Raw genomic sequence first — 19,379 nt, forward strand, 5'->3', positions numbered from 1 at the left:
AAAGATGTGGCTTGGATTAAGCAAATACGCAAAGAATGGCGGATGGATTGTTATTGATACTTTATTCTTTTATCTGCTTGGATTGGTTGGTTTTAGATGATTGCACTATATATTTTGGCCTAATCACTCCGCTACTAAAAATTTCTTTATCAAATAAATCAAAATCTTTGTTTAAAACTTTGCTGTTAGGATGAGGACGAAAACGACTATTAAATTTTTTTTCATCTTTTAATTGTAAAAATTCATCTAAAGTTAGAATATGATTTTTTTCATTTTCAGGTAACTGGCTGAAATCTGCATTGCCCGTTATTACTACTAAAAAATGTACTTGTGGACGATAACCTTTATTGGTGAATTTATTCTTAAATTTATCGAGTTTCTTTTCTAATAAATATTGTTTATTCCTAGTAACAGAAATAGGAGAACGACCCTTATCTTTGTTATTCAAATACCATTTATCATTGCTATAGGTAATTGTTCCATTCCAATGTTTTAATTCAATAATTAATACGTTGCAATGTGTAATAATAACTAAATCAAACTCACCTTCTTTATATGATTTTTGATCAGCGAAACGAAACCCAGCATAACCTTTCCAGGGAAACATATTATTTTTTTAAGTATTTATAGTGCAATCAGCTAAAAAACAAAACATCCTATAGCCCTTATCTAACCATTCTAGCGGTAGATAACGTTCTGTTTTTTAGCTGATTTGACTATAAGTGAATCTAATCCCTGTCCTTTAAAAGTCTTCTTTTGTTTACCAAATTCTGAAAATGACTCTTTGATTTTTTCAATTGCTTCTACCTCATGTTGAAATAATCCACCTTCCCAATAAACAATTTTCATTTCTTTTTTATCAATATTCATAAAATTTTCCCATATTCTTAATCTGACAAACTAGAAAATTCAATATAATAGTAAGATTAATGATTATAAGTTCAAACAATATTCGATAGTAGTTTGAAAAGTATGCTGAGTGATTTCTCAAAAAACATCACTTCAAGATATTGATATTTATATGTTTTATTGTTAAAAAATTATTGAACCATAGTCCAGCATACTTTTCAAACCACTACTGTTAAAAAATATATTAGTGAAGAATGACTCCAGATAAGCTGATGTCATGGTTTGATGGTGAGAATAAAATTAAGGCAATAATCCTTGTTGCTTAAAAATTTTACGCACTTGTTCAACACGGGGGGCAAACGATTTGCGCATCTAAAGCGCAGGCTTTATCAAGATTAGCAGCGCCTGCAACGGGATCTTTTTCCGTTCCCCAACCATTGATTTGCATCCCACCGAGAAGCATACATGAAAGCGCATTCTCTTTTTCACAGCCAAGCGTCGCCATTTTCAAGGCTTTTTTGTAATCTTTTGCAAACCCTTGGTTACCGTTGACGTAAGCGGAAGTCAGCACGGCGCAGCCATCTGCACTGCCTAATTCGCAAGATTTTTCTAAATAAGTGGCAGAAGCTTTTATATCACGAGCAACGCCGCGTCCGAGTTGATATTGTGTGCCCACAATCGCGCAAGCATCCGCATTGCCTTGCTCACAACCCGCTTTGGCAAGCGAAAATGCGGCTTCGTATTCACCAGCAATAAGTTTGGCATCAGCTTTGGCAAAGCAGTCATCGCCCGTGCTGCAATCGGCAGCAATGGCTTGATGTCCCAGCAATAGCGCAACAATCAGTAATGATTTTTTTGAAAACATAGCGTTATCCTTCATGAAATATAATCAATCCGTTCATATGCAAGCGGTTTTGAGCAGACTAACAAACGTCAGCACAGTATACAGTATATAGGGTTTTAGCCGTGTTCATCTTCATAACCACTCTTTCCATAAATCGTCTATGCATTATGATGCTTGCCATGCCAACCATGCCTCTGTGCAATGCGAGGGAATCAATCGAATGGTTGGTTCACGGTGTGCAATTTGCCGTAGCGATTGAAAAGTTTGCCGATAAGCATTGGCTTGCATGAAACATTGAATGACGAGATTGGGCGGTAATTGATTGGCACGTAATGCCGATAATGACCAACACGCATCCGCAATTAAGAAGGTTTGCAAGCTGGGTAGATATAAACCAATTTGTCCGTGTGCGTGTCCAGCCAGAGATACCGCTATTAGGCTAGCGTCACCAAAAAGGTCAAATCCTTGGGTAAAAGGCTGTAAGGCTGTCGGTAGGGCGCAGCTAGGCTGTGTGTCTATGGCTTGCCAACGTGCATAAAAATCTGTTGGTAATAATGCTTTTAAATAACCGTGTTTGACGCCGCACAATCGCGATGCTGTTAACTGTTGAAACGCCTTCCACGCTTGATGATGACTGAAAAAACGTGCATTTGGAAAGTCTTTAATGCCCGCGATATGGTCAGCATGAAAATGCGAGAGGACAATGGTTCGTATGTCTTTTGCTTGCAGACCAAATGTTGATAATTGATATAGTAAGGTTTCTGATTGCGGTAAGGAAACGGGCGTAACGATAGAATACAATTTTTCGGGTAAATGCTGACAAGCATGAAAAAAATGTTCGCTATAACCCGTATCAAATAAGATAGCGCCTTGTGTCGGATGCAAGATAAGCGCACATAATGCCGGAAAGTGCATTCCGCCTAAAGGCGCTGAACGATTCGCCAACCTAGCACATTGTCGGCACTCCCCTACTTTAAGTAAATGCAATTGAATAGTTGGTTCAGTCATGCGCTTGCTCCTGCCACCAAGCGGCGGTACGTGCTAATCCTTCTTCTAAGGAAACTTTCGCCTGCCAGCCTAACTGTTTGAGCGCGTCCACGTTTAAGGTTTGGCTAAAAGCTAATACGCCTGCACTGTAACGCGTAAATAAAGGCTCTTGTTGACGACAACTGGCTTGCCATTCTTGAAAACGTGCCATTTGCGATAGGATTGTCCATGGGATGGGACGCGTGCGTAACGGTAGATAAAAATGTCGGCTAATGCTGTGCAATAAATCAATTAAGGTACAAGGCGCATCGTTACTGACGTTATATATTTGGAACGGCTGAGGTAATGGCTGCGTCGCTGCACGCCAAATGGCATCAACGGCATTATCCACGTAAGTAATGTCTAATAAAATCCGACCGCCGCGTACTAAGGGCACACCGCCATTTTGCATCACTTTGAGCATTCGTGGTAATAAGGTGCTGTCCCATTCGCCGAATAAGGCACGCGGACGCATTACCGCGACTGACGGTAAACCTGCTTGTTGCCAAAGTCTTTCGGCTTCTCGTTTGCTGTGTGCATATTCATTCACAGGTGGCGGTAATGGTCCATCTTCGCGAATATCGAGTTTGTCTTGATAGTTAAAATAGACGCTGGGCGTAGAAATAACGACCGCGCGTGCAATATAGTTCACTCGGCAGGCTTGTATCGCTTCTTTACTGCTCAAGACGTTTGCCCGATAAAATGCCGCTTTTTCTCCCCAAGGGGCGGATAATGCGGCGTTATGGATAAAGATATCAGCGTTTTGGCTAATTTCTGTGAGTATCTCTGCGGCTTGCTGTGTTCCGTGTTCGATAGATTGCCAACGGGCTAAACCATTTGCCCTACGCTCAATATATTTTGCTGCTTCAGCATTCCGACCGGTAAAAATCACTTCCGCGCTCTGCGCCACCGCGTGTGCAACCAAATGGCGTCCTAAAAATCCCGTTCCGCCAGTAATAATGACTTTCATACTGCGCTCCTAAAATTGTAATACTGCGCCGGCGATGGATAATCCTGCGCCCGTGCCGAGTAACAATATGGTTTGTCCACGATGAATATCGCCCTTACTAATCGCAATATCTAAAGCAGTTGGCAAAGAAGCCGCAACTTGATTGCCATAGTGGGCAAAGATATTGACGACTTTTTCTGCTGCGAAGCCTAACCGCTGTTGCATATGCTGCAAGGCCAAATGGCTGGCTTGATGCGGCACAATCCAATCAATTTCAGATAAAGACAATTTCGCTTTTGCCAACAAACGTGTTAAAAAATCTGGAAGATACTGCGAAGCGAGTTTAAATACCGCTTTACCTTGCATCTGAAAATGCGCCAATGCGCTAAACTCTTCTACGCACACACCGCGATTGTGATGATAACGTGAACCACCTGCCGGAATACAACAATAATCCACCCCTTCTGATATCGTCATAAAATCACTTGCTAATAATCTTCCACCGCCCTCATTGCTGATAATCACTGCCGCTGCACCGTCACCAAAAATCGCGCTTGCTTCTAAATGTTGCCAGTTTAGTCCACAAGAAGCTAAATCCGCCCCAACCAACAAGACACGACGATAACGCCCTGCTGTCATCGCCCAAGACAAAGTATCTAACGCGGCTAAAAACCCTAAACAAGAAGCATTGATATCAAACGCCGGAATTCTGTCGCAGATAACCCTAATTCGCGATGAATAAGCGCGGCATTACTGGGCATGCCCTGATCCATTGTGGCACTAAAAGCAACCAATGCATCAATCTCTTGCCAATCCAATCCTGATTTTAAAAGCGCCTTGCGTGCTGCTTCGGCAGCAAGCTGAGCGGCAGTTTCCTGTGGTTTGGCAAAATAACGCGTTTTCACGCCACCAACTTTTTCCACTTTACCTTTCGCTAAACCTAGCTTTTCATCTAATTCTGCACTACTAACTTGTTGTATCGGCAAACAATGCGCCGTTGCCATAATATGAAGCGGAAGGTTCATAAATCACCGCCTGATTTTTTATCGCCTAAAGGTTCACGTCGCAACTGCGCAAAAACGTTTGGTTCCCAATTCCGTAGAGAAACCAACATTGCCGTTCCTCGCCGCGCTGTAATGGCTGCGTGCAAACTGTCTTCATGGCATTCAGCAAATCGGCGGCGTAATTTCTGCAACTCTTCTAACATCTGTTGCTTCGCCACTTCCGTCAACATACCATGAATAAAAAATTGACCCTCATGGTCACAAAAACCATCCGCTAAAAAATCATCGCGACAATGTTCAGTAAAATAGCGGGTAATTGCGCCATTACGTCGCCATGAAAAATCCCGCGCAATGCGCAGACGAATGCGGTTATTCGGCAAAAGATGAATAATCCCCATTTGTTCTAATTGGAATAACAACTGCAAACATTCCGGCGTCGTTAAGCGATATTTCTGCGTGATATCTTCCAAACGCCAGTGGTTAATCACGCAAGTAGCGACCAATAACAAACGCGGATTTTCGACCAGCTTGGCTTCTTGTGCTTCAGTGAGTTCACGCAAACAATGCGCTTCCTGATGCGCGCGCCCACTAAGCTCGGCTAAATTCATCTCCACCAACTGACACAAATCCAATAACCGCGCCAGAGAAATTTTATCGTCGTTTAATAAGCGCTTAATGCTGCCTTCGGACAAATCCCACTTCTCAGCAATCTCTCGATAAGTAATTCCTTGTGCTTTGAGTTCTGCTTTTAGCGTAGTGAGTAATTGTTTGGCTTCCTGCATTGTGCCTCCCCGCTCATCTAATGAGCCTTTGTTGATGAATTTCCGCCATTATTACGAAGAAAGGCATATCATGCGATACTTTTTGAGAAGGTATTATGAAACGTGACCTTAAGTCATGAAAAAAACGCCTTCACCGCAAGGATAAAGGCGTTCAGACGGTTTCGCCGTACAAGCGAACGGTTGTTTTTGCATCGCTTACATAAAAATATCCGCCAGCACAAAACCAACAAACAGAACGCCCGTCAGTGCCAATATACAGGATATCCGATCAGCCAAAGAGTCGACTGCCCGCGCGAATGCCATCTGTTTGAAATTGCCGAATACTTCAACACCGGCTTCATTGTGGCGGTAAAACTCACGCCGTTTGACCCATAAAAACAAACCCACTGCACCCGCCAAAGATACAATCCCTATTAAAAACATAATAAATTGCGCCATATGTATTGCCCCTTACGTTCTGCCGCTCAAAAAATATCCGCCAGCACCATACCAATTGACGCAATACCCATCACTGCCAATATGCTAGCTACCCAATAAGCCAAAAATTCTAATGTTCGCGCTGATGCCATCTGTTTAAAATCACCAAATTCTTCTACACCAGCTTCATTGCGACGGTAAAACTCACGCCGTTTCACCCATAAGACTAAAAAAATAGCGCCTGCTAAAAATAAGAGCCCTAATAAAAACATAAAAAAATGCGCCATAGTTATTACTCCTAAGAAGAAACATCTGCATCTGTTGAAAATTATCTTTTGAAGATAATCTAAAATTATCATATCGTAACATAATACATTTTTCTCAAAAAGAAAAATCTTGGTATATCCATAACCTAATAAATATAATCTAGTAGCTTTTATATTCTGATATTTATCTTACAGAATGCGATTTTAAGCGAACCGTCAATTCAGCAGGTTCAATGCCCATTCTTGACCACGCCCACTGCTGCGTAATATTCGGCTTTTGCATACTCAAATAATTATCATAGGTAAACGGTGCGCCGGGAATGAGTCCCATCACTTTTCCTTGCGTTGCGCTCATCCAATCGGGCAATGGCAGTAAAAGCCGTTTGTATCCACATTGCTGACAAACCTTTTCTAAGACTTGTCGCATGGTAACCACTTCTTTACCGCCTAATTCAATCACTTCTTGATTGAGCGAATTTTCTAGCCCAAAAATAAACGCCTTTGCCACATCTTCGACCGCGACGGGTTGAAACTGTACATCTGGGCAAACCATTGGAAAGACAGGCGTAAAGCGCAGAATTTTTGCAAACTGATTAAAGAAATCATCGTCCTCTCCAAAAATAATAGAAGGACGAAAAGCCACCATTTGAATATTATTTTGCTGACAAAAATCTAAAGCCGCCTGTTCACCTACCGCTTTAGAGATTAAATATTGACTCGGACCACTCCTATCTGCCCCTAAAGCACTCATATGAACATAGCATTGAATGCCAACCTTTTTCATCGCAGCTAATACTTGCTTAACCAACCGATAATGCACCCAATCAAAAGATTGATGCCGCGTTTCATGCAAAATGCCAATCAAATGAATCACCGCGTCGCATTGCGCCAATGCAGTTTCTAGCGTTTCTATTTGATGATAATTCACCTGTTTCGTGACATATTGCGCGTTCTGATAGCCACTTTGTGTGAGCACGACGGGTTCATGCCCTTTTTCTTTTAGCATTTTGCACAACGCTCTGCCGACAAAACCACTTCCACCTGTTACCGCCACTTTCATTGCGCGCACTCCTTATCAAAAAACCTTTTATATTGAGGATGACTTTTTCTCTTGCTCAATCTTTTTAACCAATTGCTCAATCACATAGCCCGCCATCATCATACCGAATAATCCCGGTAAATAAGAAATCGTGCCATTGACAGCACGCGGGCGCCCACTCGGTTCACCTTCTTTCCCTCCAACTGGCGTATGCGGTAGCGCTTGTCGGCGTTGTTCATTTGAATAAACCACAGGATAATTTTGCTTTCCGCGTAAGCGTTTCATGTGTTTACGCATTTCTCTAGCTAACGGACAAACTTCTGTTCTATCTAAGCGCGCAATCCTTACCTTACTCACATCCAACGCATTGCCTGCACCCATTGCGGAAATCACCGGAATGCCTCGCGATTGCGCCGCTTTAACCAATGCCGCTTTACAGCCAATCGAATCAATACAATCTAATAGAAAATCGGGAGAATAAGGGGCTAGCAATTCTTCCGCACTATCTGCGTGTAAAAACTGATCCAAAACCGTAATCTTGACCTCTGGACAAATATCTTCAAAACGCGCCTTTGCCACCGACGTTTTTTTCTGACCAATCGTTGAATGCAGTGCCAATAACTGACGATTGATATTAGAAGGTGAAACCACATCATGGTCTAATAAAATAACGTGTCCAATGCCTGCCCGAACAATCGACTCTGCAGCAGCACCACCAACGCCACCTAAGCCCGCAATAAAAACCGTCCGCTGCGATAACAAACGGCGCGTTTCCTCGCCTAATAAAATATCTGTGCGCGCATGTAAGTGCGGCATACTCACTCCTTATAATGAAAAAAATGCTTTACTATTTTGCGTACTTTGCGCCATTACTTCAGCAATGCCTTCATCGCGCAATTCCGCTAAAACGCTTGCAACCTCTGCCACCTTTTCTGGTTCATTAACTTTGCCTTGATGACCATAAAGCGGCTGATCAGGCGCATCCGTTTCTAATAAATAGCGTTCCTTAGGCACAGTCGCTAATTGACGCCGTAAACGTTGCGCTCTGGGGTAAGTTGACGTTCCACCAATGCCAATATAGCCGCCTAATGATAAGAGTTTTTCTAACTGTTTGTCTGAGCCTGTAAACGTATGCACCACAAATTTTGCTTTTGGATAGCGCGCCAACGTCTGTAGCACCTGCTCCAAAGCGCGCCTCGCGTGCAAAATTAACGGTAACTGATGCGAAATAGACAATTCAACTTGTGCCTCGAAAAAAAATTGCTGAACCTTTGGCTCAATCTCTACCGCATAATCTAGTCCACACTCGCCTACTGCGACCGCTTTATAACGCGTTAGCCATTCATCCAACGCTAAAATATCTGCTTTCTGATGATAATAAATCGGATGTAACCCATAAGCGGCATAAAAAGGGAACCTTTCACAAACCTCTGCTGTTGCTTGCCAATTGGCTTTTTCAACCGCGGGAACAATCAGCGTTTCCAACCCTGCAATTTTTGCCCGTTGCCAAATCGCGGATTGCTCATTTTCGGGGAAAAAATCAAAATGGCAATGACTATCAATAAGCATTTTTTAACCTCTGCCGAATATCTCTATCTATCATCATACCAATGCCTAAAGAAAACATCAGTGCGGCGGTAAACCAATAAATCCCGCTATGAATTTGCACTTCAACCAGCCAACCCAACTTTAAAATCATCAGCATTTGCGCCACCACAAACACATCTAGCATAGAAAACTTAGCAACTTTACCCAGCCAACCTTGCCATTGACTTAATGCACCCGCGACTGAAGGATAAACCCAAGCATACGCCGCTATTAAAGCAAACTTAAGCAAAGGAAAAACAACGCTAAAAAATAATAACAACAGTCCCAATCCAAACGTCTTATCTGCGAGCAACTCACCAATTCCGCCCAACACACTAAACGTATTTTTCACCACAATCAGCTTTTTAACCGTCATCATCGGCAACATAATACCGGCTAGAAAACAGCCAAATCCTAAAGCGACACCGAATAACACGCCTACTCGCCAAAGCATTTTTTGCTTCATACTAGCGCCTCAATCGTTGGAAGATGGGCAATATTTGCCTTTGGATTAAGCACTAATTGCCTACGCCGACAATATGTCAGCCACTCCGCTAATGCTCTATTCAACTGCGCCTTTTTTAACTTCATTTCCTTTATCGCAACCGTTTCCGTCAACATTGCCTCCGCCAAACGAGCATCATGATAAATCCGAATCGTAAAATCTGGCGCGAACAAGCGCTTTTTATGCGGGAAATGGTGCCCTAATAACCATTCACTGGTATAAGAATGAATTGATAATCGATGCCCATAAACTGGTGCACTGTCTTTTGCTTCCAAAACAAACCAACCATCGGTTTCTGGCAAAATCGGTAATAACAAACGAAATAACCGATAATTTTCTTCATAAAGCGATAAAAGCGACGTCTGCGATGCGCTTAACCGAGCAATATTTATCATACAATTAAAATACAATTAAGTTTATAAAATAAGAACAAACTACCTTTACGAAAAAGGCAAATTGATAAGTACTCAATTAGGATAACTTTTAAAGCAATAAACCGCTATTGATAAAGCAAGCTATAGGAAATAAATACCATTCTACCAATTTATGATACGCAATCATGCAAACACAAATTAAAAATATCTATGAAATTAGACCTTTACAAAATTCCGTTTTACACCAATTTTTACCACTAGTAGAAAGATTAACACCATGATTTTAATATATTTTCAAAATTTGAAAAATTGAAATTTCTCTATTCTATGTTTTTTTTTGCAAAGGTCTCGAAATACTTTTTTCGGAAGACGATGGAAATTTTCCTAAATTCCAACCATTACTCTAACCACAATGGTGATACCACAACGCAAATTCAACCAACACCCTAGAATTTTGCTAAACTGATGCTTTTACTAAACTTGAAAACTTATGGACTGGAAAGAACTCGTTATCAGCATTCCCGACTACCCTAAACCCGGAATCATTTTTAAAGACATCACCCCACTTCTTGCCAATGGCAAAGGCTTTTCGGCGGCAATAGAAGAAATGGCGCAATTTTGTGAACAAGATGGATTTAAACCGGACGTGTTGGCTTGCCCAGAAGCCCGTGGTTTTATTTTTGCCTCTGCACTGGCACAACGCTTGGGTATTGGCTTTATTCCACTACGTAAACCCGGCAAGCTTCCGCGCCCTGTAGCAAGCTTAAGCTTTGACTTAGAATATGGACAAGATCGCCTTGAAATTCACAAAGACGATATCAAGCCGAATATGCGCGTAATGATGGTTGATGATGTTTTAGCGACAGGTGGCACTATGGCAGCTTGTGTGGAACTCATTGAAAAGTTAGGCGCAAAAGTCATTGGCGCAGCTTTTCTACTCGAAATAGCAGCCTTAGAAGGAAAAGAAAAACTCAAAGATATTCCAATTCTTAGTCTAATAAAAGAGTAATTTCACAAAAAACTATCTACGAAAATAATTAAAACAATGAAAGCCTATTTACAGCTTATAAATGAGCTTTTACAATCCCTATCATCTTAAACCATAACGGAGAAAATCCATGCAATATAACCATCAATCTAGCGTTCAAATACCTTCTTCGGATAGCATTTTGGCTCGTAACAAAGTTCTACGTCAAACCTATATTTTATTAGGCATGAACGTACTCTTTAGCGCTGTGTGTGCTTATATCGGTATGTTGATGAACGTTAATATCCCAACTGTCCTATATTTTGTTGGCTTTTTAGGACTCTCTTTTGCCGTACAAGCCACGCGTAATAGCGGAATGGGGATTATCCTCTTATTCGCACTCACAGGCTTTTTAGGCTTTTCTGTTGCTAAAATCCTCAATCTCTATTTTGTTAATAATATGGGAGGCGTTGTAGTAAAAGCCCTATTCGGTAGCGCCATTATCTTCTTCTCACTTTCTGCTTATGCCTTAATTAGCGGTAAAAACTTCAGCTTTTTAGGTGGTTTTCTATTAGTAGGCTTTTTAGTGGCTTTCCTTGCTTCGCTAGGCGCCTTATTCTTCCATATGCCTGCGTTACAAGTGGTTTGCTCTGGTGCATTCCTTCTTATCTTCTCTGGATACGTTCTTTACGACACCAGCGCCATTATGCGTGGCGAGCAAGATAACTACATTTTAGCAACGCTAAATTTATTCCTTAACTTATTCAATATCTTTATTAGCTTGCTCAATATTCTTGGTTCATTAAACCGTAACTAATATTTTAACTTTCTCACACATTCGGACACGTTAAAACGTGTCCGTTTTCACACCAACTACTATGCATAAACATCCTAAGCTAATTGCCTGCCCTTATTGCGATGTCTTGTATAAGCGTCCTCTTTATTTAGCACGCAACGAAAAGCTCACTTGCAAATGTTGTGGTAGCACCATGATTGACGGTCGCGCAAATTTTTATCAGGCATTCATTTACGCACTTACCGCCCTTATTCTATTTGTTATCGCCAATGCTTTCCCCTTTATTACCTTAAGTCTTCAAGGAGAAATAACGACCATTTCTGTCTTCTCAAGTGTGCAATCTTTATTCAATAATGGCTTACCCATTCTAGCTTTATTGGTCATGCTTTTTGTTATTATTATGCCACTTTGGTATCTGACAGCAGTCTTATGGATTATTGTGAGCTTTCGCTACCAATTTTTAAATACCCTCTCTCGACGATTTTTACACTGGATGCACTATATGGCGCCTTGGAATATGCTGGAAGTTTATCTAGTGGGCGTTGTTGTTACCTTAGTGAAAATTATGCAAATGGCAAGCGTACAATTTGATAAAGGCTTCTGGGCATTCTGTGCGCTAATGATTTGCTCTATCTTTGTTGATAGCCGCTTTGATTTAAACGACGCTATTTTTGAAGCTTATCAAAAACCACAAATTCCTTGATGATTACCGCAAAAGAAGCCCACAAAAAAAATTGCTTAGCATGTGGCTCTGTTATCTCTGCCTCAGCAGAATATTGTTCTCATTGCCATGCCCATTTATATTCTCGAAAACCACAAAGTATTAGTCGAACATGGGCATATTTACTCACTTCCATGATTTTATTTTTTCCCGCAAACTTATTGCCCATTACCTATACCAGTTACCTAGGCTCTCTCCCTCAAGCAGATACCATTATGAGCAGTATCATGCTGCTATGGCATCACGGTTCTTATGGCATCGCCATTATTATTTTTACTGCCAGTATCTTTACTCCTTTTCTAAAAATAGCCATTCTCACTTATTTATTAACACATCAACATCCTCAACATCCGCCTAAGTTGCAAACTAAACTCTATAAATTTATTCATTTCATTGGCAGATGGTCAATGATAGATGTTTTTGTTGTCGCACTATTAGGCGCACTCATTCATGGTAAACTAGCGCAAATCAACCCGGGAATGGGTATTTTTGCCTTTACTGGCGTAGTGATATTTACCATGTTTGCCACAGAAACCTTTGATATCCGACTGCTCTGGGATAATTATAACGACCATGCAAGAACCAAAAATTGAAAAAAACAATACCCGATTACTTTGGATTCTCCCTATCATTGCCTTAGGTATTGGACTTTACCTTGCTTATAACCACTTATCCAATTTAGGCGCATCTGTTGATATAGAATTTGATAATGCACAAGGCATTGAAGCAGGCAAAACCAAAATTCGGTTTAAATCATTAGAAATTGGGACCATTACCAATATCACCCTAACTGATGATTTTAAAAAAGTCATTGCTCATGCACAAATGACTCGCACCGCCACACCATTGCTCAAACAAGATACGCAATTCTGGGTAGTCAAACCTCAAATATCTGCCAGCGGAATTACGGGACTCGATACCATTATTTCAGGGAGTTTTATCGCCATTGCACCGGGTGAATCAAGAGAAAATCGTCGACACTTTATCGGACTCAATTCACCGCCTCTTATTCCTGCGAGCGAACCCGGTGTACGAGTCCACCTCATCACCAACAACGTTAAAGGATTAAATATTGGTTCGCCTGTCTATTATCGAGGCTTTAAAGTCGGACAAATTGATCAGATTCAGTTCGACGATCATTTTGATAGAATTAAGCTTGAAGCCTTTATTAACAGCCCCTACGACAAACTTATCAACCCTAATACTAAATTTTGGAATATTAGTGGCTTTAATTTCAAGCTGGGCGCTAACGGTGCAGACTTTTCAATGGAATCTCTAGAAACTCTTGCGCTCGGTGGCATTACCTTCTCAACCCCTATGAGTCTTTCTGCTGGTGGAAAAGATAGCATCAATGAAAATACTATTTTTACATTATATGCTAACGAGCAAGATACCAATCAATCACCTATCTTTGAAAAACAATATTATGTCCTCTACTTTGATAGCAGTATTCGTGGATTGAATACTGGTGCACCTGTTGAATTTGATGGCATAGATATTGGAGAAGTTATAGATATCCGTCTACTCTATGATGAAAAACAGGAAAAAGCGATTATTCCCGTTCTCATAGAGCTAGAACCAGAACGCATTGCAAGAGTTAACCTTCCGCAAGATAGCGATAATCAAGATGATATTATGACAACGCTCATTCAACAAGGAATGCAGGCAAGTATAGAAACAGGCAGCTTACTGACTGGCGAAAAATTCATTCGCCTCTCTATGTATCCAGACGATAAACAAAATATCACCAAGGACAAATACAGTAGCTATACCGTATTGCCCACACGAAATACCGGTATCAATAAAATTACCGATGATATTGGCAGCATAGTCTCAACTGTTAAGAACCTACCATTTGAAAGCCTATTTAATAAAGCGCAAACCCTTATGGATAAAGCCGGTAATGCAGCAGGTAGTTTAGATAAAATCATTGCAACCAAAGAGATCCAAAATATTGGTAAAACGATTGATAAAAGTCTAAAACAGCTTGATGGTACCTTAGCTTCTGTCAGAACTACGAGCGATAGCGCAAATATTGTGTTGAAAAACTTAAATAACCAACTAAAAACAGTGACTATGCAGCTAGAAAACACCTTATCTGGACTTGCACCAAATTCCAATTTATATTACAACCTCAATCAAACATTACAAAACTTACAAAAAACTTCAATTAGTATTGATCGACTAATGAAGAAACTAGATGCTAAACCAAATGCTCTTATTTTTGGAGAATAACTATGCGCTGCTTATTAACGCTACTGCCTGTCTTTCTTCTTACTGCTTGTGGTAGTACACAATATTATATGATACCGCCTAGCGAAGTAGCACCAATATCAGCAACTGCTCATACTACTAATGATAGCACTAAAAATAATAATATTTATGCCCTTCGCTATTTAACCCTTCCTGATTACCTCGATAATCAATATGTTATTTATTATGACGGAGAAGGAAAAGTTAATCGCAATCCCAAACGACTATGGAATGCAAACCTTTCTGATAACATTCGTAACAATCTACAACAACACTTGAGTTCAAATGGGCTATCTTCACTCTATACCTACCCGCTCCCTACCAACATACGCGCCAATCAAATTGTTGATATCCAAATTCGAGAAATGATAGCTAATGCAAAAACCAAACAATTTTATATCAATGCCGATTGGCAATTAACGACCTCTGACAACCACAAGCAATCTTTATATCATTTCAAACAAAATTATCCATTAGATAACACTCAAACCAATACTCTTATTAAACTGTATCAACGCGCTTTAATTGATCTCAGTAACGCTATCTTTCCAACCCTTTCCTATCATTAGCAGGACACGCACCATGCCAAAAGAAGACCTTCCCAACCTATCTCTATCTGAAAACATCCTCAGTCAACCTGTTATTTCTCTTGGAGATATCTCTAAAAACCAGCACACTAAACCCTTTGATGACAATTACTATACACAATCAGAATACGATAAAATCTTTGAACAATATCAATTATGGAAAAATTATGCACAATCTTTAGAAGAAAATATTTTTGCCATGGCAGACATGATTTATCATCTACTCACTTATATCAATGCTCAACAATTATCTCAGCAACAATCACCTATCATGATAAATGATATAGAAAGGCTGATAGACAAAGATGCACTTTTAACAACGATTGCTGCAGATTTAAGAAAATCTGGTATTGAATCTGGCATAGGCATTATCAGTGAAATGGAAGCCTTTCAAAACTATCTAAAAACCAATGTAATAGAAAAATGGCAAAAACAGTTAACAAAAACAGAGAGAGAAAATTTATCAAAACTTTTTCTTACTTTACAAAATAATAAAAATAATAATTCAGTTCAAGAAAATATTTAGAATTTATAAATTATAATAAAACCTTTCTATCAAAATATTCAATAGAAAGGTTTATAATATAGAAATATTAAAGTTTGATTATTTTACAAGACTAAAATTTAATTATTATTTAAAAATAAAATATTCGTTATTAGACTTTATATTTAGATAGACTTAAAAAAATTTAGCTTATATAAATTTTATTTTCCATATCATCAATCAAATTATTGATATAATTTGCTGTTAATATCTTTCCATTATCAAACTGAAATTGCGATATTTGATTATTATCTTGCCAATGACTAATTAATAAACCATCAGAATCATTACCCTGAAAATCAATCTCTAAGTTTCCATGCTGATTTAAGGAAAAAATTATATCATCAATATGAATACCTTGACCAAAAGAAACTATATTAAAATCTAACGTTCCACCTTGATCGTCAATAATATCGTAACCATCTCCAAAATTGAATACATAAGTATCATTACCTATTCCTCCTATAAGAGTATCGTTACCTACACCACCAACTAAAATATCATTACCAAACTCACCATATAATATATTATTTCCATCATTTCCAATTATCATATTATTGTGAAAATTCCCACGCCCTGCTAAATTATCACTACCTTGTAAAATTAAATTTTCAATATTATGACTTAGATGATAATTAACTGTAGAAATCACAGTATCCTTACCTTCACCAACAACCTCATGAACAATGTCATTAATATTATCAACATAATAAGTATCATCCCCCTTACCACCAATCATAATATCAATACCATATTTTCCATCTAGAACATCATCGCCTTCTTTAGCTATTAGCAAATCTTCTTTATTTCCTCCTATCAATATATCGTTTCCTTTATTTGTTAATAATACATTAGAGAATATTTGCTCTCCTTCAACTATAGAGCTATCATTATCTAGCAGGCTATACCAAGATTTTTGAGAGTATTCTTGCAAATAGTGATTTATCATATAATTTGTTAAAACAGTTTGACTATCCAAGCTATTTAAATAATTATTCATCCATAGAAGAGGAGTATGTTCTGTAGTATCAAAATGAATAATTTTATTTTTAATTTCTATAGCAGAATTAGGCAAATCATGAGCATTATGTTGTGCATAGTGATCAATAATTATATCTGTAATAGCACGCTGCCAAGTAGGTTTTTGAATTATTTTATTCTCAATTTGAGAGTTAATAAATCTACTAATTTTAGTAAAATCTTCTCTAAAAGAGTGTAAAAAATCTTGTGTATTTTGATGCAAAGATTCGTTTAATAAATGAACAATAAAAGATGATTGATTTGTACGATTATCATAAACAATATCATCTTTCATGATAGCGGTAAAAGTTTGTGGCATAACTTTTGCTACTTCCGTAAGGGTTGGCGCAGCCAAAGCTAAAGTGAGCAAATCAATAGAATGATAATCTCCAAAATTAAGTCCAAATCCATGGTCATTTGTATCAATAACTGTTAAGCTATCCATTATTTTTAATGCATTAAGGCTTTTTTCAATATTTCCTAGTCCTACATCTAGTCCATTTGTTAAAAACTCACCATTAAGAACGTAAGCTTGAACATTTTCTTCTCCGCGAATAGTCGTAGGATAAAGATTATCTCCAATAAAATCGTTACCTAAAATAGTATTCAATAATGTTTTTACAGAGTTTAGAGGCTGTTCAATAGTATAATACCCTTCTAAATCAATATCTGATTGATAGCCCAATTTAGTTAAATAATTGGCTACTGCATGAGCAACTTTTTCTGTAGCAGCTAAACGAAATGGAGCTGGATCAAAAGTATATGCTTTTTTATTAAAAAATACTCCCATTAAAGCTGCTAATCCGCCACCTAAAGAATGTCCAGTAAATTCGATTTCTGCATTAGGATATTGCTTTTTAATTGCTTGATAATAAACAGCAGCATCTTTTATCTGTTGATTAGCAGTCCCCACAGCGCCTATTTCTAAATCTGTAAACCATTCTTTAAAATCTGTGCGATTGGTCCCTGCATAGCTAATAACTATATGCTTATCTTTTTGATAAGCTGTTGCTTCAAAACCACTTTTTATATTTTGACTATGCCCTAAACTCCCTATCAATCCACTATTATTAGCAATTTCACCACTAAGTTTCGCCCAACCACTTGGAGGAATTTGTCTATCTGGAGTTAGTCTATCTGTTTCATTAGAAGCCGCCGCAAACATTGCATAATCTATTGTTGTTAAGGTCATAAATATTCCTAGTTTTGGCTAACAAGGTTTATTAGTATATGCTTAAAATAGTTAGATCTAAAATAATGATATTACACTTATGAAAAATTTTGAAAAGTGATTAATATATTCTTAAATGCTAATATTCAATGTAATTATTAAATATAAAGAGTCTTAAAAATAGCACTAACTCTTATTAAGATAATAATTTTTTTTACTAAAAAATCTATTTTTACAAATTTTGGCTTTTCAGCCATTTTGCAATATCTATAATTTGTGGAAAGCATATTTCATGCCCCATATCATAGCTTTTCCATTGTGCATCATAGCCTTGCTCAAGTAATCTCTGATGAGCATACTCTCCTAAAGCATAAGCTACAATTGGATCATGTCGTCCATGCATTTGCATAATACTAGGAGAATGTTCTGTTGCTTTTGGCAAGCTTTCTGGATCAGTCAAATAGCAAGATAAAGCTAAAATACCCCCACAAAGATATTGTGTCCCTAATGTTAATGCCATTACTCCACCTTGTGAGAAACCCGCAAAATAGATATTTTGAGCAGCAATTCCTTGAGAGATTTGGTCTTGATAAATCTCCCCAATTTGAGCAACGCTTTGTGCAATACCAACATTATCTACTTCACTAAATGAAAAAGACTTAATGTCATACCATCCAGGCATCCACATACCGTTGTTAACGGTAATTGGGCGAACCGGGGCTTGTGGAAAAATAATTTGTGTTCCGATATTTAAATTAAGATGAGGAATTATTGATAAAAAGTCATCAGCACTTGCACCTAATCCATGCATCCAAATAATCGTATGAGTTGGCGTTTCTATTGCAGAGTGAGTGATTCGTTTCAAAGGCTGTGTCATAATTCATACTTTTTGAGGAAGATTTGATGAGAATAGCACGTTTTTTACTGCTAATTCTATTTATTAGCGGCTGTGGTCAAAAAGGTCCACTATACTTAGAAAACCCAAATACCCTTGATTCTACGGAGAAAAATCACCATGCATAATACCGATTATTGGCGTATGCTTAAAGATGATTGTATTCAAACAGTTAATCTAGAAAAACTTGCTAAAGAATACGGAACACCGCTATATGTTTATGATGGCGATATCATCAAAAATATTCTTTCTGCCTATATCAACCATCCTCAAAAACCTTATATTCACTATGCCGTAAAAGCCAACAGCAACCTCTCGCTGCTCTCTCATATTGCAAAGTGGGGCGCAGGTTTCGATATCGTTTCTTTAGGGGAACTTAAGCGGGTTTTGAAAGCTGGCGGACAAGCTAAAAGTGTTGTTTTTTCAGGTGTAGCTAAGACAGATGAAGAAATTCGAGAAGCACTTAAACTAGGCATTGGCTGCTTTAATGTTGAATCAGAATCTGAGCTTTATCGACTATCGATTATCGCCACTGAACTCAAAATTAGCGCTCCCATTGCCTTTAGAATCAATCCCGATGTTGATGCGCAAACACATCCTTATATTTCTACAGGAATGAAAGATAATAAATTTGGCATTGCGCTCGAAAATGCTGAAAAACTTTATCAAACTGCCTCAGAGCTGTCAGGAATTAATATTATTGGCATCGGCTGTCATATTGGTTCTCAAATTACAACGCTAGACCCTTTTATTAAAGCGTTCCGCAGCCTAAAAACACTTGCA

General features: G+C 38.6%; 26 protein-coding genes. 9 read left to right on the plus strand and 17 right to left on the minus strand.

What is annotated here, in order from left to right; translation table 11 throughout:
* Positions 1-61 precede the first annotated feature (61 nt).
* From A5N85_RS06730 to A5N85_RS06795, 15 genes are all read right to left on the minus strand, one after another.
* Positions 62-607 (minus strand): nuclease-related domain-containing protein, encoded by a 546-nt coding sequence (locus A5N85_RS06730; protein WP_084601680.1) that lies wholly within the window; start codon positions 605-607, stop codon positions 62-64.
* Between the two features lie 71 nt (positions 608-678).
* Positions 679-870: a hypothetical protein gene (locus A5N85_RS06735; protein ID WP_072576546.1), complete on the minus strand. Its 192-nt coding sequence runs from the start codon at positions 868-870 to the stop codon at positions 679-681.
* A gap of 322 nt (positions 871-1,192) precedes the next feature.
* Positions 1,193-1,714 carry a tetratricopeptide repeat protein gene (locus A5N85_RS06740; RefSeq protein ID WP_072576547.1) on the minus strand — a complete coding sequence of 174 codons (522 nt, stop codon included), beginning with the start codon at positions 1,712-1,714 and terminating at the stop codon, positions 1,193-1,195.
* A 144-nt stretch (positions 1,715-1,858) separates the two neighbouring features.
* A complete protein-coding gene (locus A5N85_RS06745) occupies positions 1,859-2,701 on the minus strand; it encodes an MBL fold metallo-hydrolase (RefSeq protein WP_072576548.1) in 843 nt (280 codons plus the stop codon).
* The gene (locus A5N85_RS06750; protein ID WP_072576549.1) at positions 2,694-3,689 is read right to left on the minus strand and encodes an NAD-dependent epimerase/dehydratase family protein; all 996 of its coding nucleotides are present in this window, start codon (positions 3,687-3,689) and stop codon (positions 2,694-2,696) included. The genes A5N85_RS06745 and A5N85_RS06750 overlap by 8 nt, the downstream gene beginning before the upstream one ends.
* 9 nt (positions 3,690-3,698) lie before the next feature.
* Positions 3,699-4,319 carry a 3-oxoacyl-[acyl-carrier-protein] synthase III C-terminal domain-containing protein gene (locus A5N85_RS16085; RefSeq protein WP_211268092.1) on the minus strand — a complete coding sequence of 207 codons (621 nt, stop codon included), beginning with the start codon at positions 4,317-4,319 and terminating at the stop codon, positions 3,699-3,701.
* Positions 4,320-4,342: 23 nt separating this feature from the next.
* On the minus strand, positions 4,343-4,693 hold the full coding sequence (locus tag A5N85_RS16090; protein ID WP_211268093.1) for a hypothetical protein: 351 nt from the start codon (positions 4,691-4,693) through the stop codon (positions 4,343-4,345).
* Positions 4,690-5,454 carry a helix-turn-helix domain-containing protein gene (locus A5N85_RS06760; RefSeq protein WP_072576550.1) on the minus strand — a complete coding sequence of 255 codons (765 nt, stop codon included), beginning with the start codon at positions 5,452-5,454 and terminating at the stop codon, positions 4,690-4,692. Before A5N85_RS06760 ends, A5N85_RS16090 begins: the two co-directional genes overlap by 4 nt.
* A 195-nt stretch (positions 5,455-5,649) precedes the next feature.
* Complete coding sequence (locus tag A5N85_RS06765; RefSeq protein WP_072576551.1) at positions 5,650-5,892, minus strand: hypothetical protein; 243 nt, start codon at positions 5,890-5,892, stop codon at positions 5,650-5,652.
* Positions 5,893-5,918: 26 nt separating this feature from the next.
* Positions 5,919-6,158, minus strand: coding sequence for a hypothetical protein (locus A5N85_RS06770; protein WP_072576552.1), 240 nt, complete (start codon positions 6,156-6,158; stop codon positions 5,919-5,921).
* A 163-nt stretch (positions 6,159-6,321) separates the two neighbouring features.
* Complete coding sequence (locus A5N85_RS06775) at positions 6,322-7,197, minus strand: complex I NDUFA9 subunit family protein (protein ID WP_072576553.1); 876 nt, start codon at positions 7,195-7,197, stop codon at positions 6,322-6,324.
* Positions 7,198-7,224: 27 nt separating this feature from the next.
* Complete coding sequence (locus tag A5N85_RS06780) at positions 7,225-7,998, minus strand: tRNA threonylcarbamoyladenosine dehydratase (RefSeq protein ID WP_072576554.1); 774 nt, start codon at positions 7,996-7,998, stop codon at positions 7,225-7,227.
* A gap of 3 nt (positions 7,999-8,001) precedes the next feature.
* A complete protein-coding gene (locus A5N85_RS06785) occupies positions 8,002-8,745 on the minus strand; it encodes a TatD family hydrolase (RefSeq protein WP_072576555.1) in 744 nt (247 codons plus the stop codon).
* The gene (locus tag A5N85_RS06790; protein ID WP_072576556.1) at positions 8,735-9,229 is read right to left on the minus strand and encodes a paraquat-inducible protein A; all 495 of its coding nucleotides are present in this window, start codon (positions 9,227-9,229) and stop codon (positions 8,735-8,737) included. Before A5N85_RS06790 ends, A5N85_RS06785 begins: the two co-directional genes overlap by 11 nt.
* The gene (locus A5N85_RS06795) at positions 9,226-9,663 is read right to left on the minus strand and encodes a DUF1249 domain-containing protein (protein WP_072576557.1); all 438 of its coding nucleotides are present in this window, start codon (positions 9,661-9,663) and stop codon (positions 9,226-9,228) included. Before A5N85_RS06795 ends, A5N85_RS06790 begins: the two co-directional genes overlap by 4 nt.
* Positions 9,664-10,132: 469 nt before the next feature.
* Here A5N85_RS06795 and A5N85_RS06800 point away from each other — a divergent pair, with 469 nt between their 5' ends.
* The 7 genes from A5N85_RS06800 (at position 10,133) to A5N85_RS06830 (ending at position 15,492) form a co-directional block, all read left to right on the plus strand.
* A complete protein-coding gene (locus A5N85_RS06800; protein WP_072576558.1) occupies positions 10,133-10,651 on the plus strand; it encodes an adenine phosphoribosyltransferase in 519 nt (172 codons plus the stop codon).
* 109 nt (positions 10,652-10,760) lie between these two features.
* Positions 10,761-11,426, plus strand: coding sequence for a Bax inhibitor-1 family protein (locus A5N85_RS06805; RefSeq protein ID WP_072576559.1), 666 nt, complete (start codon positions 10,761-10,763; stop codon positions 11,424-11,426).
* Positions 11,427-11,598: 172 nt separating this feature from the next.
* Entirely contained in the window at positions 11,599-12,108 is a 510-nt protein-coding gene (locus tag A5N85_RS06810) for a paraquat-inducible protein A (protein ID WP_245936038.1), read from the plus strand.
* Positions 12,108-12,719: a paraquat-inducible protein A gene (locus A5N85_RS06815; protein WP_072576561.1), complete on the plus strand. Its 612-nt coding sequence runs from the start codon at positions 12,108-12,110 to the stop codon at positions 12,717-12,719. The genes A5N85_RS06810 and A5N85_RS06815 overlap by 1 nt, the downstream gene beginning before the upstream one ends.
* Positions 12,700-14,361, plus strand: a complete 1,662-nt coding sequence (locus A5N85_RS06820; RefSeq protein ID WP_072576562.1) for a PqiB family protein — start codon at positions 12,700-12,702, stop codon at positions 14,359-14,361. Before A5N85_RS06815 ends, A5N85_RS06820 begins: the two co-directional genes overlap by 20 nt.
* A 2-nt stretch (positions 14,362-14,363) precedes the next feature.
* On the plus strand, positions 14,364-14,948 hold the full coding sequence (locus A5N85_RS06825; protein ID WP_072576563.1) for a PqiC family protein: 585 nt from the start codon (positions 14,364-14,366) through the stop codon (positions 14,946-14,948).
* A 13-nt stretch (positions 14,949-14,961) separates the two neighbouring features.
* Positions 14,962-15,492: a hypothetical protein gene (locus tag A5N85_RS06830; RefSeq protein WP_072576564.1), complete on the plus strand. Its 531-nt coding sequence runs from the start codon at positions 14,962-14,964 to the stop codon at positions 15,490-15,492.
* 163 nt (positions 15,493-15,655) lie between these two features.
* Here the strand turns inward: A5N85_RS06830 and A5N85_RS06835 are convergent, their stop codons facing one another.
* The gene (locus A5N85_RS06835; RefSeq protein ID WP_072576565.1) at positions 15,656-17,722 is read right to left on the minus strand and encodes a Tle-like phospholipase domain-containing protein; all 2,067 of its coding nucleotides are present in this window, start codon (positions 17,720-17,722) and stop codon (positions 15,656-15,658) included.
* Between the two features lie 211 nt (positions 17,723-17,933).
* Positions 17,934-18,578, minus strand: a complete 645-nt coding sequence (locus A5N85_RS06840; protein WP_072576566.1) for an alpha/beta hydrolase — start codon at positions 18,576-18,578, stop codon at positions 17,934-17,936.
* A gap of 26 nt (positions 18,579-18,604) precedes the next feature.
* Here A5N85_RS06840 and lptM point away from each other — a divergent pair, with 26 nt between their 5' ends.
* The gene (lptM, locus tag A5N85_RS17240; protein ID WP_084601681.1) at positions 18,605-18,724 is read left to right on the plus strand and encodes an LPS translocon maturation chaperone LptM; all 120 of its coding nucleotides are present in this window, start codon (positions 18,605-18,607) and stop codon (positions 18,722-18,724) included.
* Positions 18,717-19,379, plus strand: a 663-nt coding sequence (locus A5N85_RS06850; protein WP_211268094.1) for a diaminopimelate decarboxylase family protein, incomplete at its 3' end; no start/stop codon positions are given. The genes lptM and A5N85_RS06850, both read left to right, overlap by 8 nt.

Origin of the sequence: Suttonella ornithocola (assembly GCF_001889065.1) — a bacterium.
Lineage (GTDB): Bacteria > Pseudomonadota > Gammaproteobacteria > Cardiobacteriales > Cardiobacteriaceae > Suttonella_A > Suttonella_A ornithocola.

Bases quoted from the DNA above. Each gene is read 5' to 3' on its own strand.
- A5N85_RS06800 (WP_072576558.1), top strand. From the start codon at position 10,133: ATGGACTGGAAAGAACTCGTTATCAGCATTCCCGACTACCCTAAACCC.
- A5N85_RS06840 (WP_072576566.1), bottom strand. From the start codon at position 18,578: ATGACACAGCCTTTGAAACGAATCACTCACTCTGCAATAGAAACGCCA.
- A5N85_RS06830 (WP_072576564.1), top strand. From the start codon at position 14,962: ATGCCAAAAGAAGACCTTCCCAACCTATCTCTATCTGAAAACATCCTC.
- A5N85_RS06775 (WP_072576553.1), bottom strand. From the start codon at position 7,197: ATGAAAGTGGCGGTAACAGGTGGAAGTGGTTTTGTCGGCAGAGCGTTG.
- A5N85_RS06815 (WP_072576561.1), top strand. From the start codon at position 12,108: ATGATTACCGCAAAAGAAGCCCACAAAAAAAATTGCTTAGCATGTGGC.
- A5N85_RS06730 (WP_084601680.1), bottom strand. From the start codon at position 607: ATGTTTCCCTGGAAAGGTTATGCTGGGTTTCGTTTCGCTGATCAAAAA.
- A5N85_RS06765 (WP_072576551.1), bottom strand. From the start codon at position 5,892: ATGGCGCAATTTATTATGTTTTTAATAGGGATTGTATCTTTGGCGGGT.
- A5N85_RS06785 (WP_072576555.1), bottom strand. From the start codon at position 8,745: ATGCTTATTGATAGTCATTGCCATTTTGATTTTTTCCCCGAAAATGAG.
- A5N85_RS06810 (WP_245936038.1), top strand. From the start codon at position 11,599: ATGATTGACGGTCGCGCAAATTTTTATCAGGCATTCATTTACGCACTT.
- A5N85_RS06795 (WP_072576557.1), bottom strand. From the start codon at position 9,663: ATGATAAATATTGCTCGGTTAAGCGCATCGCAGACGTCGCTTTTATCG.
- A5N85_RS06740 (WP_072576547.1), bottom strand. From the start codon at position 1,714: ATGTTTTCAAAAAAATCATTACTGATTGTTGCGCTATTGCTGGGACAT.
- A5N85_RS06745 (WP_072576548.1), bottom strand. From the start codon at position 2,701: ATGACTGAACCAACTATTCAATTGCATTTACTTAAAGTAGGGGAGTGC.
- lptM (WP_084601681.1), top strand. From the start codon at position 18,605: ATGAGAATAGCACGTTTTTTACTGCTAATTCTATTTATTAGCGGCTGT.
- A5N85_RS06735 (WP_072576546.1), bottom strand. From the start codon at position 870: ATGAATATTGATAAAAAAGAAATGAAAATTGTTTATTGGGAAGGTGGA.
- A5N85_RS06770 (WP_072576552.1), bottom strand. From the start codon at position 6,158: ATGGCGCATTTTTTTATGTTTTTATTAGGGCTCTTATTTTTAGCAGGC.
- A5N85_RS06760 (WP_072576550.1), bottom strand. From the start codon at position 5,454: ATGCAGGAAGCCAAACAATTACTCACTACGCTAAAAGCAGAACTCAAA.
- A5N85_RS06805 (WP_072576559.1), top strand. From the start codon at position 10,761: ATGCAATATAACCATCAATCTAGCGTTCAAATACCTTCTTCGGATAGC.
- A5N85_RS06825 (WP_072576563.1), top strand. From the start codon at position 14,364: ATGCGCTGCTTATTAACGCTACTGCCTGTCTTTCTTCTTACTGCTTGT.
- A5N85_RS16090 (WP_211268093.1), bottom strand. From the start codon at position 4,693: ATGAACCTTCCGCTTCATATTATGGCAACGGCGCATTGTTTGCCGATA.
- A5N85_RS06750 (WP_072576549.1), bottom strand. From the start codon at position 3,689: ATGAAAGTCATTATTACTGGCGGAACGGGATTTTTAGGACGCCATTTG.
- A5N85_RS06790 (WP_072576556.1), bottom strand. From the start codon at position 9,229: ATGAAGCAAAAAATGCTTTGGCGAGTAGGCGTGTTATTCGGTGTCGCT.
- A5N85_RS06835 (WP_072576565.1), bottom strand. From the start codon at position 17,722: ATGACCTTAACAACAATAGATTATGCAATGTTTGCGGCGGCTTCTAAT.
- A5N85_RS06820 (WP_072576562.1), top strand. From the start codon at position 12,700: ATGCAAGAACCAAAAATTGAAAAAAACAATACCCGATTACTTTGGATT.